Annotated in this window: 8 protein-coding genes and 1 tRNA gene; 4 read left to right on the forward strand and 5 right to left on the reverse strand. The window is 66.1% G+C overall.

Annotation, left to right across the window (positions count from 1 at the left end; translation table 11 throughout):
• Positions 1–83: 83 nt before the first annotated feature.
• Positions 84–1,775 (reverse strand): tetratricopeptide repeat protein, encoded by a 1,692-nt coding sequence (locus tag Ato02nite_RS24835; RefSeq protein WP_246607384.1) that lies wholly within the window; start codon positions 1,773–1,775, stop codon positions 84–86.
• Between the two features lie 189 nt (positions 1,776–1,964).
• Here Ato02nite_RS24835 and Ato02nite_RS24840 point away from each other — a divergent pair.
• The 3 genes from Ato02nite_RS24840 (at position 1,965) to Ato02nite_RS24850 (ending at position 3,679) form a co-directional block, all read left to right on the forward strand.
• A tRNA-Leu gene (locus Ato02nite_RS24840) sits at positions 1,965–2,049 on the forward strand.
• Between the two features lie 231 nt (positions 2,050–2,280).
• Entirely contained in the window at positions 2,281–2,652 is a 372-nt protein-coding gene (locus tag Ato02nite_RS24845; RefSeq protein WP_246607385.1) for an AbrB/MazE/SpoVT family DNA-binding domain-containing protein, read from the forward strand.
• Positions 2,645–3,679: a tyrosine-type recombinase/integrase gene (locus Ato02nite_RS24850; protein WP_213009021.1), complete on the forward strand. Its 1,035-nt coding sequence runs from the start codon at positions 2,645–2,647 to the stop codon at positions 3,677–3,679. Before Ato02nite_RS24845 ends, Ato02nite_RS24850 begins: the two co-directional genes overlap by 8 nt.
• Positions 3,680–3,759: 80 nt before the next feature.
• Here the strand turns inward: Ato02nite_RS24850 and Ato02nite_RS24855 are convergent, their stop codons facing one another.
• Both Ato02nite_RS24855 and Ato02nite_RS24860 read right to left on the reverse strand, forming a co-directional pair.
• Positions 3,760–4,824 (reverse strand): site-specific integrase, encoded by a 1,065-nt coding sequence (locus tag Ato02nite_RS24855; protein WP_213009022.1) that lies wholly within the window; start codon positions 4,822–4,824, stop codon positions 3,760–3,762.
• Positions 4,817–5,281, reverse strand: a complete 465-nt coding sequence (locus Ato02nite_RS24860) for a hypothetical protein (RefSeq protein WP_213009023.1) — start codon at positions 5,279–5,281, stop codon at positions 4,817–4,819. The genes Ato02nite_RS24855 and Ato02nite_RS24860 overlap by 8 nt, the downstream gene beginning before the upstream one ends.
• Positions 5,282–6,032: 751 nt before the next feature.
• Here Ato02nite_RS24860 and Ato02nite_RS24865 point away from each other — a divergent pair.
• Complete coding sequence (locus Ato02nite_RS24865; protein ID WP_246607393.1) at positions 6,033–8,519, forward strand: phage/plasmid primase, P4 family; 2,487 nt, start codon at positions 6,033–6,035, stop codon at positions 8,517–8,519.
• Positions 8,520–8,893: 374 nt separating this feature from the next.
• Here the strand turns inward: Ato02nite_RS24865 and Ato02nite_RS24870 are convergent, their stop codons facing one another.
• Together Ato02nite_RS24870 and Ato02nite_RS52855 are read right to left on the reverse strand one after the other, a co-directional pair.
• A complete protein-coding gene (locus Ato02nite_RS24870; RefSeq protein ID WP_213009025.1) occupies positions 8,894–11,296 on the reverse strand; it encodes a helix-turn-helix transcriptional regulator in 2,403 nt (800 codons plus the stop codon).
• Positions 11,297–11,778: 482 nt separating this feature from the next.
• Complete coding sequence (locus Ato02nite_RS52855) at positions 11,779–14,178, reverse strand: SAM-dependent methyltransferase (protein WP_307853963.1); 2,400 nt, start codon at positions 14,176–14,178, stop codon at positions 11,779–11,781.
• Positions 14,179–14,285 lie beyond the last annotated feature (107 nt).

Here is a 14,285-nt window from a genome sequence, read left to right on the forward strand (position 1 = left end):
GAAGGCCACTATAGGGGGAGGTGGATACGCGCCGATACCCGGAAGTCACGGTTGTGGATAACTCTGATCGCCGAGCGTGATCATCATCGGTTGGTACAAGCCTGCTGCGACGTGGCGAACTTGTTGTTCCGGTAGACCGCGACCACCGCGAAGCAGTAGTTCAGCGTAGGGTTGAGCGCACTGATCTCATAGGACGTCTGCCCAGGTCCGAGCGTGGTGACCGGCTTGAGCTGCTCCCCCGGATGCCCCATCGCGACGAGGAACGAGACGGTGCCCTGAGTCGGGTCCTGCCAGCTGACCACGATGCGCGCGCCGCTGTCCTTCAAGACCACTCCGGTGGGTGGCGAGCCGCCGAGAGTTGGCACATCCTCGTTGTCACCGCCGTCACCCGACCGGTTGGCAAGAACAAAAACCAGCGCGGCCACGGCGATCACGGCAGCCAGAACCGCGGCGATCGCCGCAAAGATCCCCAAACCCCGTTTTTGGTACGAGAGTGAAGCGCCGACCGGCTCCGTTGTGTACGGGGGTGGTGGTCCGTTGTGTCCCCACCCCGGCCCCGGCGCGTCAGGGTAGATGATCGCCGGCTGAACCTCGTAGCGTTGCTGCGGCACCGGGTAGGGGGCTGATTCATTCCACGGCGCCAACGCTGTGGTTTCCTCGACCGGGCGGATCGCACGAGTGTCGTGCGGCGCCTGGTCATGCGGACCGACCCAGATCTGCGCGTTCTCGGCGTCGGGCGGCTGAATCGTGCCGTTGTTCAAGCCTGCCCGGCCGCCGGTGCCGCTGCTTTCCCAGTTGGTCGCTCTCGTTTCGCTGTAGTCGGCGCTTTCACCGGGGCCTGCGCTGGTGTCGCTTTCCCAGGCACCCGAGTTTGTGTTGCCGCTCTGCCCGAGGCCCGCGTCGCCGCCTCTCCAGTCACCCTCGCCCGCTTCACCGACCTCCCGGCCAATAGCGCCGCCTTCGCCGGGGCCTGTGCCGGTGCCGCGTTCGGCGGTGCCCGCGCCGGTGCCGCGTTCGGCGGGGCTCGCGGCGGCACCGCGTTCGCCGGGGCCGAGGTCGCGTGGGTCGCGTTCGCCGGGGCCGAGCTCGCGTGGGTCGCGGGGTGCCGGAACGGTCGGGTTGATCACCGGGAAGGTGGTGGTCGGGTCGTTCGTGCCGTGGGCGGCCTGACTCGGGTTCGGGTCGGGGTTGAGGCGGAATGCGGTGGTCGGCTCCTCGCTGGGCGCCGACTGTGGGACGTTTTCCGGGCCGCTCGAGGTGAACCGGGGCTGCCACGGGGCGACGCTGGGATCGGACGACAGCGGAGGCTCGGTTTGCGACCCTCGTACACCAGCTTGTGGATCTTGCCCGAGATAAGCCCGCGCCCGCGCGACCGCCCAGTGCCCACCGCCCAGCGCGGCGGGCCCGAGCTCAGCCACCCGGACGAAAGCCTTGCGCGCCTCATGGCGGTTGCCGAGCTCCTCGGCAACCACCCCGATGTCGTGCGAGATCTCCAACATCAGCGCGTCAGAATCCCCGAGCCGCCAGAGCCCCGCCGCATAGGCTTCTTCCAGCACCCGCCGAGCAGCGACCGGATCGTCCGCCCTCTGCAAAACTGTGCCGAGCAGATAGGCAGTGCGAAGAACGTCCGGATCATCCTCAGAGAGGTTGACTTTCCCCAGCTCCACCGCACGCTCGAGCACGGCCCGCGCGCCCGCAAGATCCCCCGAGTCGGCGAGGGCCTGCGCACGCTGCCAAGCGGGAGTGAGCGGTGAGGGCTGAGACACGCCAGCCATGCTGCCCGGTACGACCCACAGACGCCAGGTCGAGGCCCAATGGGCGGCTGTATGCCCCGGAATGTCCCCACCCCCACCCTCCCTGCGACCCCCGGCACGGGCCGTGTACAGTTCTCTCCTGTGCGGCCCGCCGGGCCGGCGATACTCGGTGGAAAACCGGGTGTTTCCGCCGGTAGGGTTGTAGTGCAGGTCCGGGTGGCGGAATGGCAGACGCGCTAGCTTGAGGTGCTAGTGCCCTTTATCGGGCGTGGGGGTTCAAGTCCCCCTCCGGACACACATTTGTCGCACTTGTGCATCAAACGACGTACGTGTGGTCAAGCGCGCTTGACCACACAAATCGGTCATCCTCGGTATGGTCAAAATCGGTCATCCGAGGTCGGCGGTGGTTGCCGTGACCGACCTCTCTCTACCCACTGTTGTGCCGCCGGTGATACTCACCGATCGGTCAGAGCGGCTGCGGTGGACACCGGCAGCGCCTATGTCCGGGCGGCCTCCCCTGCCGTTGATGGCCCTGGCCGAAAAACGTTCCGGTTCCGCCGTGTACGGCATATGCACACTCGACCCAGGCGGCAGGATCGCCGACCGGTCGGTCATGGCGGCGCTGGACTGGGATCCTGGTAAGCGGCTCGACATCCGTGTGAGTCGGGGCCTGATTGCGGTGTTCGCGGATGGCCGGGGCATTTTCCGGATCACGACGCATCGTTTGCTGCATCTTCCGGTTGCTGCTCGGCGGTGGTGTGCGCTGGCCGCAGGTGATCGGGTCCTGCTGGCGGCCTATCCTCAAGGTGGCCTGCTGGTGGTACATCCGCCTGGGGTCCTGGACGCGGTGGTGGACCAAGTCCACGCCGACGCGCTCGGGGGTGGCCGCGATGGCTGAGCCGACCGTCGATCAGGCCGGAGTGCAGGCGGCCCGGCTGCTGCTGGAGCGGATGGGTATCTCCCCCAACGATCTGGTGGCAGGCGCGCCGGTGCGCCCCGAGGCTCCGACCTTCGCCGACTACGTGCCGGTGGTGGCCGCATCTATCTCACCAGGACTGTTGCGCGCGTACGGGACGTACTGGGATCGGGCCGTCAAGCGTTGGGGTGAGCGCCGGATTGATCAGGTCAGTGCGTCAGACATCCGAACCCTGATCGCCGACATCAAGGCGAACCGGGTGCAACGACGTAACGGCCGGGGCGGGCGTAGCGCGGAGGAGCACACGATTGCCGCGTTGCGGTGCCTGTATCGGCGGGCGACAGCGGACGGGTTCATGAGCGAGTTGGAGAACCCGGCTTTAAAGGTCGCGAAGCCTAAACGGCTGCCCACGACACGGCGCGCGTTGCCGGACAGCCGGCTGGCGGAGATCAACGAGGTGGCGACGAGCAGTGGTGACGATCCGGCGCTGGACGGTCTGTTGATCCGATTGCACGTGGAGACGGCATGCCGGCGGGGTGGCGCGTTGGCGTTGCGGCCGATGGATCTCGACGCTGAGCAGTGTCTGATCTTGTTGCGGGAGAAGGGCGGTACGTTTCGATGGCAGCCGGTCTCGCCGACGCTGATGCGGCATCTGCAGGCGCACGCCGTCGAGCGGGGTGCCGCACAGAGCGGGCAGTTGTTGCGGTACCGCAATCGGCAGCCGATCACCTATCGGCGCTACGACCATCTGTGGGTGCGGATCGGGGCCAGGCTGCCGTGGGTGGCCGCGCAGCAGATCAGCGTCCACTGGCTGCGGCACACGACGCTCACCTGGGTGGAGCGCAACTTCGGCTATGCGGTGGCGCGGGGCTACGCGGGGCATGCGGAGACGACCAGCGGTGACGTCGGCGCGACCGCAGGGTACGTGCGGGCGAGCATGAACGAGCTGGCGGACGCGTTGTCGGCGTTGACGGGCGAGCCGCATCCGCTCGCATCAGTCCGGGCATAGTCAACGCGAGGCGGTGCCTGTCCGCTCGTGTGGGCGGTGGCGGCTGGGCGCGGGTGGGATGACCCGGGTCCAGCCGGTCCTCATGCCGGTGGCTGTGGCGGGGCCACGGTGGAAGCGGCGAGTGGGTGTGGTTCACCGGTGAGTTCGGCGAGGGCTTGCGCGATCTCCTGGAGATCCGCTCTGACGTAGGTGGCTGTGACGCCGATCGTGCGGCCGCTGTTGTGGCCGGCGAATCCTCGGGCGACAGCATAGCCGCAATGGCGTTCAACCCAGGTCAGTGTGGTGTGCCTGATCCAGTGGATGCTGATCTGCTGCGCGGCCACCCAGGACAGGTGCTTGCCGAGACGTTGCCAGAGGTAGTCGTAGCGCCGGTAGGTGATCGGTTTGCCGTTGCGGTAACGCAAGATCTGGTCGGTGGGCTCTTCGCCGCCTCGTTCGTCGAAGTGGTCGAGCAGCGCCTGCATCAAGGTCGGTGTGACCGGCTGCCAGCGCACCGTTTCGCCTTTCTCATGCAACTGGATCAGGCACTGCTCGACGTCGAGGTCGGCTCGGGTGAGGGCCAGTGCCCCGCCGCGCCGGCAGGCCGTTTCGATGTGCAGGCGCAGGATGAGCGTGTCGAGGTCGGGATCGTCGCCGGTTGTGCCGGCGACGTAGATGATCTCGGCGAGTCGATTGTCGGGAAGGGCGCGGCGGGTGCTGTCGAGTCGGCGCGGTTTAGCGACCCGGGCCGCGGGGTTGTCGGCCTGGGCGATGAGCTGGTCGGCGACGGCGTACTGGTAGAGGCAGCGGATCGCCGAGATGAGATGTTCGGCGGCGCTGCGCCCACCGCGGGCATTGCGCCGGCGGACGACGTTGCGCTTGACGTGCTCGGCGAGTTGCCTAATCTCTGACGGGGTGGGTTCGTCGAGACGGCGGTGACCCCATTGCTCGCTGATCTTGCGCCAGTAGGTGCTGTAGAGCCGCCGGGACCCCTCCGGGACGGCTGCCGACACCTTCTTGATGTACTCGTCGAAGGTGGGCATCGTGACCGGCTGCGTCGTTTGGGCCAGCAGCTGTTCAGGGGTCACGCGAAGGCGACGAAGGAGAAGGCGCAGGGCATCAAGTTCCACGCCTTGCTGGCTTGTTTCGATCGGCAGCTCACTCATTGAGGAAACCAAAACGCTCGAGGGTCATCTCGTCGATGACGGCCGGAGTGCAGATAATGATCAGGTTGCGATCAGGGTAGGAAGCGACCAGCAGCGGCTCGCCGTGGTTGATGCCGCACCGACGCCGGACAGCAGCAGGCAGGAGCAGGAAGCCCTCAGCAGTGATGGCTTCCTTACCGTTAGGCGCGGCGCGTATCAGTGGCGATCCGTTGTCGGTAAGGATGGTGAGGGCTTGGCCGGCACACCACCCGAGCACGCGAAGGGGGTGGCGGCTGGCGAGCCGCCCGTGCCGATTGCACCGGGTCAGGGTGTAACGGGCTGAGGTGAGCCGCTTCGGTCGCTGCTGCAATGAGGGTATGGGCAGCGCGGCAGTTGCGAGTGGGCCGCCCGCCGGAGAGGCGGCGGCCGTCGGGCGGGCTACGGGCGCTGCGGGCGCGGATGATTCGATCGCATCCACGATCGACTCCCCTTTGCGTCGGGAGGCCGGCGGTGGCGGCGTTGGCTCGACGGATTGATGGCCCACATCCGTATGAGACCCGTTGCGGATGTCCCGGGGAAGTTGGCTGCGATGGTCCCTGACAGTCCCGCGTGGTCCCGGCGAAAGTCGGGGACGGTCGACCTCAAAGGCTATTCCTTCGTCCAGAAATCGGAGAATCCGAGTTCGCCAGAGTTGCTCGATTCCCATTTTCGGTATCGGAGTACTCACGCTGTTTAGCGTATTCATTTTAGCCAATTAATGGCGCATGACTCAACTGATGTCGGGGGTTGCACTTACCGCAGGCGTGAAAAGTTGCCATTGATGACACTGCGGTTCACTTGGCGAATTGCGCGACAATTTTGAATTCCTCACGTCATTCGTGGTCTTCGCGTTGTCCGGTCCTGACGAGTCACTCTCTATGCAGCTGCTTTTTGACAGTTCACCAGGGTCCGTCGTTTGAGACAGAGGCACACGAGTCAGTGTCGTCGGATAGTGCGGGACCACGAAGGACCACGGGAGACCACTGGCGCGCTTCGCCGTGGACGTGAAAGCTCGTCCCTGTTGGAGGAAAGCGAGTTGTTGCCGCCCTGGCCGAGGAGCAGCAGGGCGTGCGACCGGGAAGCAGATTGCGCGCCCTTACTGCACTAAACGACAGCGGGGTTCTGCCTCCCAATGAAGAATTCCTCAACTCGGTGACGGTTGTGGGGACCGCTTGGAATCACAAATTGATATGCGGGCAGCCGCTCTCGCGTGGTATGACGCCGGTTGTAGCGTCGTGCCCATACGTGCTGATGGGAGCAAGGCGCCGCTAGTGCCGTGGCGCCGTTACCAGACCACGCGGCCCAATCGTGAGCAGGTACGGAATTGGTTCACCGGCAGCCCGCCGGGCCTGGCGGTGCTGTGCGGTGCCGTCTCCGGTGGGCTGGAGATGCTGGAGTTAGAGGGACGTGCGGTAAAGGAAGGCCTTGCCAGCCGACTGGTAGATCTTGCCACTGCGGCTGGGTTGCATGAGCTGTGGCAGCGGGTCGCCGTTGATGGGTACGCCGAACGCACGCCGTCGGGGGGTGTTCATTTGCTCTACCGAGTGGTGGACGCCCCAGTGGGGCGGAACCAGAAGCTGGCGCGCCGCCCTGCCAACGAGGCGGAACTCGTGGCTGATCCACAGGACAAGATCAAGGTTCTGGCAGAGACGCGGGGCGAGGGTGGTTACACGATCGTGGCGCCGTCGCATGGCACGGTGCATGAGTCCGGCCGGCCGTGGGAGGCCCTTGGCAGCTCGGCGCCCGAGAGTATTCCGGCGATCACGGCGTCGGAACGGGCGGCGTTGTTCTCCCTGGTTCAGTCGTTGGACGCGATGCCTCCGTTGCCGCAGCAGCCGGGACCGTCACTGCGGCCGGCTGGCTTGAGCTTGTCGCCTGGTGATGACTTCGAGCGCCGTACCGACTGGGCGGATCTCCTGGAACCGGCCGGCTGGGTGCTGGTGCACCAGATCGGACGGACCCGCTATTGGCGACGCCCAGGAAAGGCCGTTGGTGTGTCGGCGACGACGGGACGGGCGGCGGAGCGTGACCGTTTGTTCGTGTTCAGCTCGAGCACCGTGTTCGCACCGGAGTCGCCGATTACGAAGTTCCACGCCTTCGCGGTCTTGCATCATGGCGGTGATCACGTCGCGGCCGCGCGGGCGCTGGGGCAAGCGGGGTCTAGCCGGCGGGCCGGGGAAGCCTCTGTCTCTGCAGGAAGGCAGGACGGCAATCCGCAGGCTTACGAGGCCGAGGAAGCGGGGGGTACGGACTCGGGCATTGCGGTCCAGGTCGTGCAGGAGGCGTTGCCTCCCGTGGCGGCCTGGGGGCCGACCGAGGATGGCTTGGCCCGGGCGCTGGTCGCGTACCACGGTCACGAGTTGCGGTTTTGCCCGCAGCGCAGCAAGTGGCTGGTTTGGGACGGTTGCCGGTGGGCGTGGGACGACGCCGAGCGGCATCGTGAGTTCGTCCGGGCGATGGCCCGGGATCTGCCGCAGACCGGCCGGTGGCGCCGGTTCCGCGGGATGGCCTTGTCTGCGGGCGGGGTATCCGGCGTGGTGCGGCTGGCGCGATCGGATCCAGCGGTCACGGTGGCGGTGACCGCGCTGGACGCTCAGCCTTATCAGCTGAACACTCGCGGCGGTGTCGTCGATTTGCGCACGGGTGCGGTTCATGCTTCGGATCCGGCGCTGTTGCATACCCGCTGTGCGGGGGCGGCGCCGGATTTCGAGCGCCGGTCGGAGGTGTTCGATCGGTTCCTGGCGGATACATTCGGCGATGACCTCGCCCTGGTGACCTATGTGCAGCAGCTGTTGGGGGTCTCGGCGATCGGCGCGGTGCTGGAGCAAGTGTTGCCGTTCGCGGTGGGGCCGGGCGCGAACGGTAAGAGCACGCTGCTGGAGGCCGCCATGCATGCGTTGGGCCGCGACGACGGCGGCTACGCGATCGCGGCGTCGTCGGAGATGCTGATGGTCCGCCAGCACGCGGAACACCCGGCGGAACTGGCCCAGCTCGCCGGTGCGCGGCTGGTGGTGTGTGCGGAGCTCGACGAGGGTCAGAAGTTCGCCGAAGCCAGGGTGAAGCAGCTGACCGGTCGGGATTCGATTAATGCCCGGTTCATGCGTGGCAATCCGTTCACCTATCTGCCCAGTCACACGTTGTGGCTGTTGGGGAATCATCTGCCGGCGGCGCGGGCGGGCGGGCCGGCGTTCTGGCGGCGGATCAGGGTGCTGCCGTTCACGCGGGTGGTGCCGGACAGCCGGCAGGACCGTCGTTTGGGTGAGCATCTCGCGGCCGACGCGCCGGCGATCCTGGCATGGATGATCGCCGGCGCCGCCGCCTACCACGTGGCGGGCCTGCTGCAGCCGGATGCTGTCACGTCGGCGACCGAGGCGTATGCGTGGGAGTCGGACACCGTGGGGCGCTTCGTCGAGGAAATGTGCCGCCGAGTTCCCGAGGATGCCGGGCGGGTCGCCACGACGGTGCTGCGTGACGCGTACGAGCAGTGGTGTGAGGGGGCGGGTGAGAGACCGGTGTCGGCGAAACGGCTGACGCAGGATCTTCGGCGGCTCGGGGTAGGCGAGGCCCGGGGTGGTAAGGGCCGCCGCTTCTATACCGCGCTGGTGCTCGGCGACAGTGATGGCGGGATTGTGCAGCCGGCGTTGGTCGACCGCAGCGCTGCCCGGGGTGACGGGTGACGGATGTGACGGGACTTCCCGCTTGACGGCTTTACGCGCACGTGCGCGCGTGCACGTGGTGCGCGCACGGGGCCGATAACACCGTCAAACGGGCAGGCATCTGTCACCTGTCACCCTCCTACTCGATCTGGATCGCTCGACTCCTCGGCTGGCAGTGCCACACTCGGAGTCCTCAAATCCGGGATCGCGCGGCGACCGTGCTGTCACCGGTAAGGTGCCTGCCGAGTCGCTGCCTGCACCAGCCGACTGTGTAGAGCGCGCCGATTGAGTGCGCGCGGTGGGAGCGGACTAGCCGGACCGCAGCCACCGGCGTGCCCGGGAGAGCGGCACGAGGTTCTGTGGTGCCTGATCTACTGCTTCCGGGTATGGGTTGGTCACGAGACGCCTCTGTCTAGCCGGGCAACGATGGCGGCGCGAGTGTGCACGCCGAGTTTTCCCATGATGTTGCGGATGTGGGCGTCTACGGTGCGTGTCGAGATATTGAGTTGCTCGCTGATTTTCGGGCTGGTGAATCCCTCGGCGATGAGTTTGGCCACCTGGCTTTCGCGTTCCGTGAGGGTGTCGGTGGCGGTTGTGTTGAGGCGGCGGGGGATCCGTCCGCCGAGCGCGACGTCGACAGCGTCATGGTGGGCCTGCTCGCCGCCTTGCGCGATCTGTTCTACCGCTGAGTTACTCAAGAACGGGCTGAGGAGCGTGTGGGCGTGGGCGTGCCCTTTGGCGAGAGGGCGTAGGCCGGTCAGGTCAACGCCGAGCTTCTGTTGGCGGGCGCGGGCGGCGCCGAGCAGCCACGCTGCGCGGTGGGCTTCGGCAGTGGGGTCAGGTGCGTCGCCGAGTCGGGCGGCGATGATCCAGGCGCAGAGTTCAATGGACCATGTTTGGCCCCATTGGTCGTCCATCGAGCGCTGTAGTTCCAGGCAGCGGCCGATGTCCTTGGTGGCGTGTTTGAGGCGGCCACCTTGAAGGGCGGCCAGCGCCGAGGCCCACAGTGCCCATGAGATCGCCCAGGGGGCTCCGGCCTGTTCCGCTTCGTTGAGGTAGTCACGGCTCGATTGTTCGGCGTCGTCGATATCGCCTGCGAAGGCGTGCGCGATGGACCACATCATCGTGGTCATGTGCTTGTCGCCGACGGTGGCGGGCTCCGCGAAGCGGGCGCGCGCCTCGGCGAGTAAGCCGATCGCATTGCGGTCGCCTGTAAGCAGGGTGTCTCCGCCGCCGCGGGCGAACAGCACGGGAGCGAGTGCCGGAAGTTGGTGGCTGGATAGGAGGGAGTCGGCGGAGTCCAGCAGTGTCCTGGCGTCATCTCGATGGCCTTGGGTGGCGGCGATCCAGGCGGCTGCGGCGATGGTGGCTGCGAGGTCGGCGGCGTCCTGTGGATCAGCTGGCGTGGGGTTGGAGGCGGTGATCACCCGGCGTAGGTAGGCGCCTGCCAAACTCAGGAAGCCCATGAAGAACGGCGCCCGCGAGCGGACCAGGTCGCGGCTGAGTGCGCGGGCGGCAGCGAGGTCGTCGTCGGTGATGCTGTGGTCGATCGCGGCGAGGACGTCGGGGAGTTCCCTGCGGACGTCGGCCAGAATGGTCAGTTCCTCGCGGCTGAGCCAGGTGCGTACAGCGTGTTCGAGGAAGCGTCTGTAGTGATCGCGGTGCCGGGCTTGCACCGCCGATGCCTCGCCGACTGCGTCAAGCTGCCGACGGCCGTACTCGCGTAGCGTGCCGAGCATGGTGTAGCGAGCTGGGCTGGTTGTGGTGTCGACCGTGATTACCGACTTGTCGACCAGGCCGGTGATGAGGTCAACGAGGGTGCCGGGGTCGATGTCGGGGCCGGCCACTACCGCTTCAGCGGCGAGGAGGTCGAAGGGTGCCACGAACACGCTGGCGCGGGCCCAGACGCGTTGCTCGTTGTCGGTGCACATGTCGTAACTGAGATCGACGACCTTGCTTAGCGTTGAGTGTCGGTCATCGATGGCGCGGGTCGAGTCAGTGAGCAGACGGAACCGGTCGTTGAGACGGTCGATGAGTTCTGGCAGGGAGAGGCTGCGTGTCTTCACGGCGGCCAGGCGGATCGCCAGGGGTAGCCCATCGAGCTGGTGGCAGAGCCGGGACAGAGCAGTGGTGTCGGCCAGGGCCGTCGGCGGCGCGCCGGCCGCGATGGCCACCTGAGTGAACAGGCTTACGGAATCGGCCTTCGACAGAGGGGGAACTGTCAAAGCGCGCTCGCCGTAGATCCCCAGCACCTGGCGGGAGGTTGCGAGAATCTGCAGATTGGGCGTGGCTTGCAACAGCTGTGTGGCGAGGTCTCTTAGCTGCGGCAGCAGATACTCACAGCTGTCCAGAATCAGCAGCGCCCGACGCGAACGGAGATACCCCACCAGCACACCGAGGTCGGTCGGACCGTGCTGACGAATACCGAGCGCCAGGGCGACATGCGCATAAAGCCGTTCGGGAGAGCGGTCGTCTCGCCCATCGAATCCCGCGAAGTCGATGATCCAAGCGCCGTCAACGGCAGCACCGCCCATTGCGGAGGCGGCACGCAGGGCCAACCGGGTTTTGCCGATCCCTCCAGGTCCCGTGAGACAAACCAGCCGGGCATCATCAAGCAGGGAACACGCAGCGGTCAGCACGTCGTCCCGTCCGACGAACGGCTCGATATCCCATGGGGGCAGGTTGCCGTCGGCGATCGATTTACCGGATCGTGTATCGCTGCCCACGACGCCTTCCGTGAAGTATGAGTGACATCCGTGCGGCGAGCGGAGCTCGGGGTCGAGCCTGGTCTGCTCCATACGGATCTCGATTTCCGTCTGCTGCGGGGTCGGCGGTGGTGGCAGTGACCGAGGAGTCGTTCGGGCTCACGTACGCAACTGGAGCAACTGGAGCAGCGGGCTCGGGGATTCCGCGCGTTCGCGAAACATATTTCGGTTTTACCGCATCGGAGAAAATCTTTCTACGGCGTGCATAGAGCGTCTCTTCAGGAACGTCATTGCCGAAGCGTCATTTCTAGAGTGTGATCCACGCCACCAACGCTCGCTGTGGCGTGCCTGGCCGAGCGACTCGGGCAGATCTCTTGCGCCCGCTACTGCGGACGGCCCGATCACCCGAACACCGGTAGCACGAGCGGCTCTGCTGCACCTGGTGACGGTGGGGTCGCCAGCATCCGGGAATTACGGCCGGCGCCTGGGACATCCGCCCGGTTGTCGGATCGCGGAGGTGGATCCTGCGTCGCAGATGAGCACCAAACCTGCCAAGGAGGTAGGACTGCAGCCTTTCAGCGGCGAACGACGGCCACGATTCCGTTGGACACGACATCTTCCACCGGTGGCCGGGGTTTGGGTGCCTCGTCGCCCCACCAGTGGGCTACCGACTGCACGCCAGGTTCCATGAGTTCAAGGTCCGGCAGGTCGAACAAGGCCTTGAGTTCAGTGCCGGTGCGGTCCCTCCACTGCCTCTCCATGACCGAGCGCAAGGCGACCACCTGCTCTGGCGGCATGTACTCGGGCGTCGCGTGCGACGCGACCACGAAACTGCCCGGAGGCAGCGCACCGACCAGCATGCCGAGAATCTCGCGGGGATCGTCGTCATCGCGGATGAAGTGCAGGACCGCGACCAGGAGCAGTCCGACTGGCTGCGAGAAGTCCAGGACACTGCGCAACTCGGAGGCATCGAGGATGGCACGAGGCTCGCGCAGGTCGGCATCGAGGTACACGGTCCTGCCTTCCGGAGAACTCGTCAGTAACGCACGCGCGTGGACGCCCACGAACGGGTCGTTGTCGACATATACCACCCGAGCTGTAGGGTCGATCTCCTGCGCGATCTCATGGGTATTGGGGGAGACCGGGATCCCCGTACCGATGTCCAGGAACTGCCGAATGCCACGACTGCCCAAGAACCGTACTGCGCGCTGCATGAAGAGCCGGTTCTCGACGGCGCTGACCCCGGCGGCGGGGTGGCGCTCAAGGATTTTGGCGGCCGCTGCCCGGTCGACCGCGAAGTTGTCTTTCCCGCCGAGCAGGGCGTTGTAGCGCCGCGCCGGCTGAGTTTCGGCGAGGTTGAACTTCGCGACCTGTTCCTCAAGATTGCGCGATGCCGCAGTCGCCGTGCCTGGGCTCTGGGCCACACGAGTCACTTGGTGCTGGCTCAGCTCGACGTCGGGCGTCGGCTCGTCGTCGCCCAATGGGACGATTTCTGTACGACTCAAGCGCCGATAGAGTTCCAAGTCCTGCAGCGCGGACCGTCCCTGCTCGGTAAGCGTCCACGGGGCGCGGGTGGAAGCGCTCTGGCCGTCGCCGGAACTCTCCTTGCCAATCAATCCCAGCGCTGTGAGCTCCCCTAGCACCTTGTTGAGCTGACCCGCCAGCGGCGCCCGGCCGCCCTGCTTCACAATCCTGGCGCGGATATCGGTGTAACGGGTGGGACCGTCGGCGAGCGCCCGAAGTGTGTGCTCAAGAGGTGAGCGGCTGACGAGCGTGATGAGGGTCTGCTCCGCCTTGCGGACCGTTTTACGTCCCACCGCCGCCCAAACGGTGACCGCACGCAGGTCCACGTCAGAGATGACGGAATCCGGCCTCCACTCAGTGGTAGTTACTACCCCGGGATCCACGAGCTTGAGGCCACTGAATAGTTCGGTGAACTCGGTCTTGCTGCGCATCCAGAAATCGCTGCGGCCCTGGCGCTGCAGCGTTCTGTGGGCTTCGACGATCTCGGCGGGGGTGAAGTCGTGAGTGAGGTGGGTCACGATCAGGAAGCTTCCGGGCGCGAGAGCGTCAAGGAGTTCCTCGACGAGTGGCCTGGCGGCGCCCTCGCCGGGGATGAAGTGAAGGACAGCGACCATCATCAGGGCGACCGGCTGGCTCAGGTCCAGGTTCTCGCGGAGCACCGGGCTGTTGAGGATGGTGCTGGGTTGCCGCACGTCGGCCTGAATGTACGCGGTCCGACCAGCAGGAGAACTGGTGAGCAGAGCCTTCGCGTGGGTCAGTACCAGGGGATCGTTGTCGACGTAGACGACGCGGCTCTCCGGGGCTATCGACTGAGCGACTTCGTGCGTATTGCCGGCAGACGGCAATCCGGTGCCAATGTCGAGAAACTGCCGGATGCCGCACTCGGCGACCAGGTAGCGCACAGCGCGAACCAAGAATTCTCGATTAGCTAAGGCCCCGATCCGCGCCCCCGGAAAGAGTCTCTCCAGCTCATCGCCCGACGCCCGATCCGCAGCAAAATTGTCCTTGCCGCCGAGCCAGTAGTTGTACCGGCGTGCAGGGTGTGGCACGTCAGGTCGGATCGTCTCGCGGTCACTCGGAGACAGCTTTGCCAGCTCTGCCGAGTCGTCGTGCTCACTACGCACCGCCCACAGGTGGCGATCGACGCCGTCTTTCTGCGCGAGAACACGAACGCCGGTCGGTGTGAGAGCCCACGGCGCCTGTTTGGCCGCATCAGCCTTCTCCACCAGGCCGAGCTTGCGCATCTCGCGGAGGGTGACGTTGACCTGGTTCTCACTCTTCGGAGGCTCGGGAGCGTCCAACAACGCCGACACGATGTTCACATACCTCGACGGGCGGTCGCCGAGCATCCGCAGGATCTGCAGGTGCCACGGTTTGCTGAGAACCTCATCAAGCAGGGCGGCCACATCCAGCAGGTCCGGCGCGACAGCTTCTGAGCCCGGTCCATCCACGATGCTCCCCTCCCTGCGACGCCAGCCACAGCATGATCCGCGTCCGAATCGCAGTCTCGCACGATGCGTATAGCGGCCGGTACCCGTCTTGACCGGGAGGCCCTCGG

Origin of the sequence: Paractinoplanes toevensis (assembly GCF_018332695.1) — a bacterium.
GTDB lineage: Bacteria > Actinomycetota > Actinomycetes > Mycobacteriales > Micromonosporaceae > Actinoplanes > Actinoplanes toevensis.

What these genes read in the sequence shown, in the direction of transcription:
- Ato02nite_RS24835 (WP_246607384.1), bottom strand. Translation starts at nt 1,775, where the DNA reads ATGGCTGGCGTGTCTCAGCCCTCACCGCTCACTCCCGCTTGGCAGCGT.
- Ato02nite_RS24845 (WP_246607385.1), top strand. Translation starts at nt 2,281, where the DNA reads ATGGCCCTGGCCGAAAAACGTTCCGGTTCCGCCGTGTACGGCATATGC.
- Ato02nite_RS24850 (WP_213009021.1), top strand. Translation starts at nt 2,645, where the DNA reads ATGGCTGAGCCGACCGTCGATCAGGCCGGAGTGCAGGCGGCCCGGCTG.
- Ato02nite_RS24855 (WP_213009022.1), bottom strand. Translation starts at nt 4,824, where the DNA reads ATGAGTGAGCTGCCGATCGAAACAAGCCAGCAAGGCGTGGAACTTGAT.
- Ato02nite_RS24865 (WP_246607393.1), top strand. Translation starts at nt 6,033, where the DNA reads ATGCGGGCAGCCGCTCTCGCGTGGTATGACGCCGGTTGTAGCGTCGTG.
- Ato02nite_RS24870 (WP_213009025.1), bottom strand. Translation starts at nt 11,296, where the DNA reads ATGGAGCAGACCAGGCTCGACCCCGAGCTCCGCTCGCCGCACGGATGT.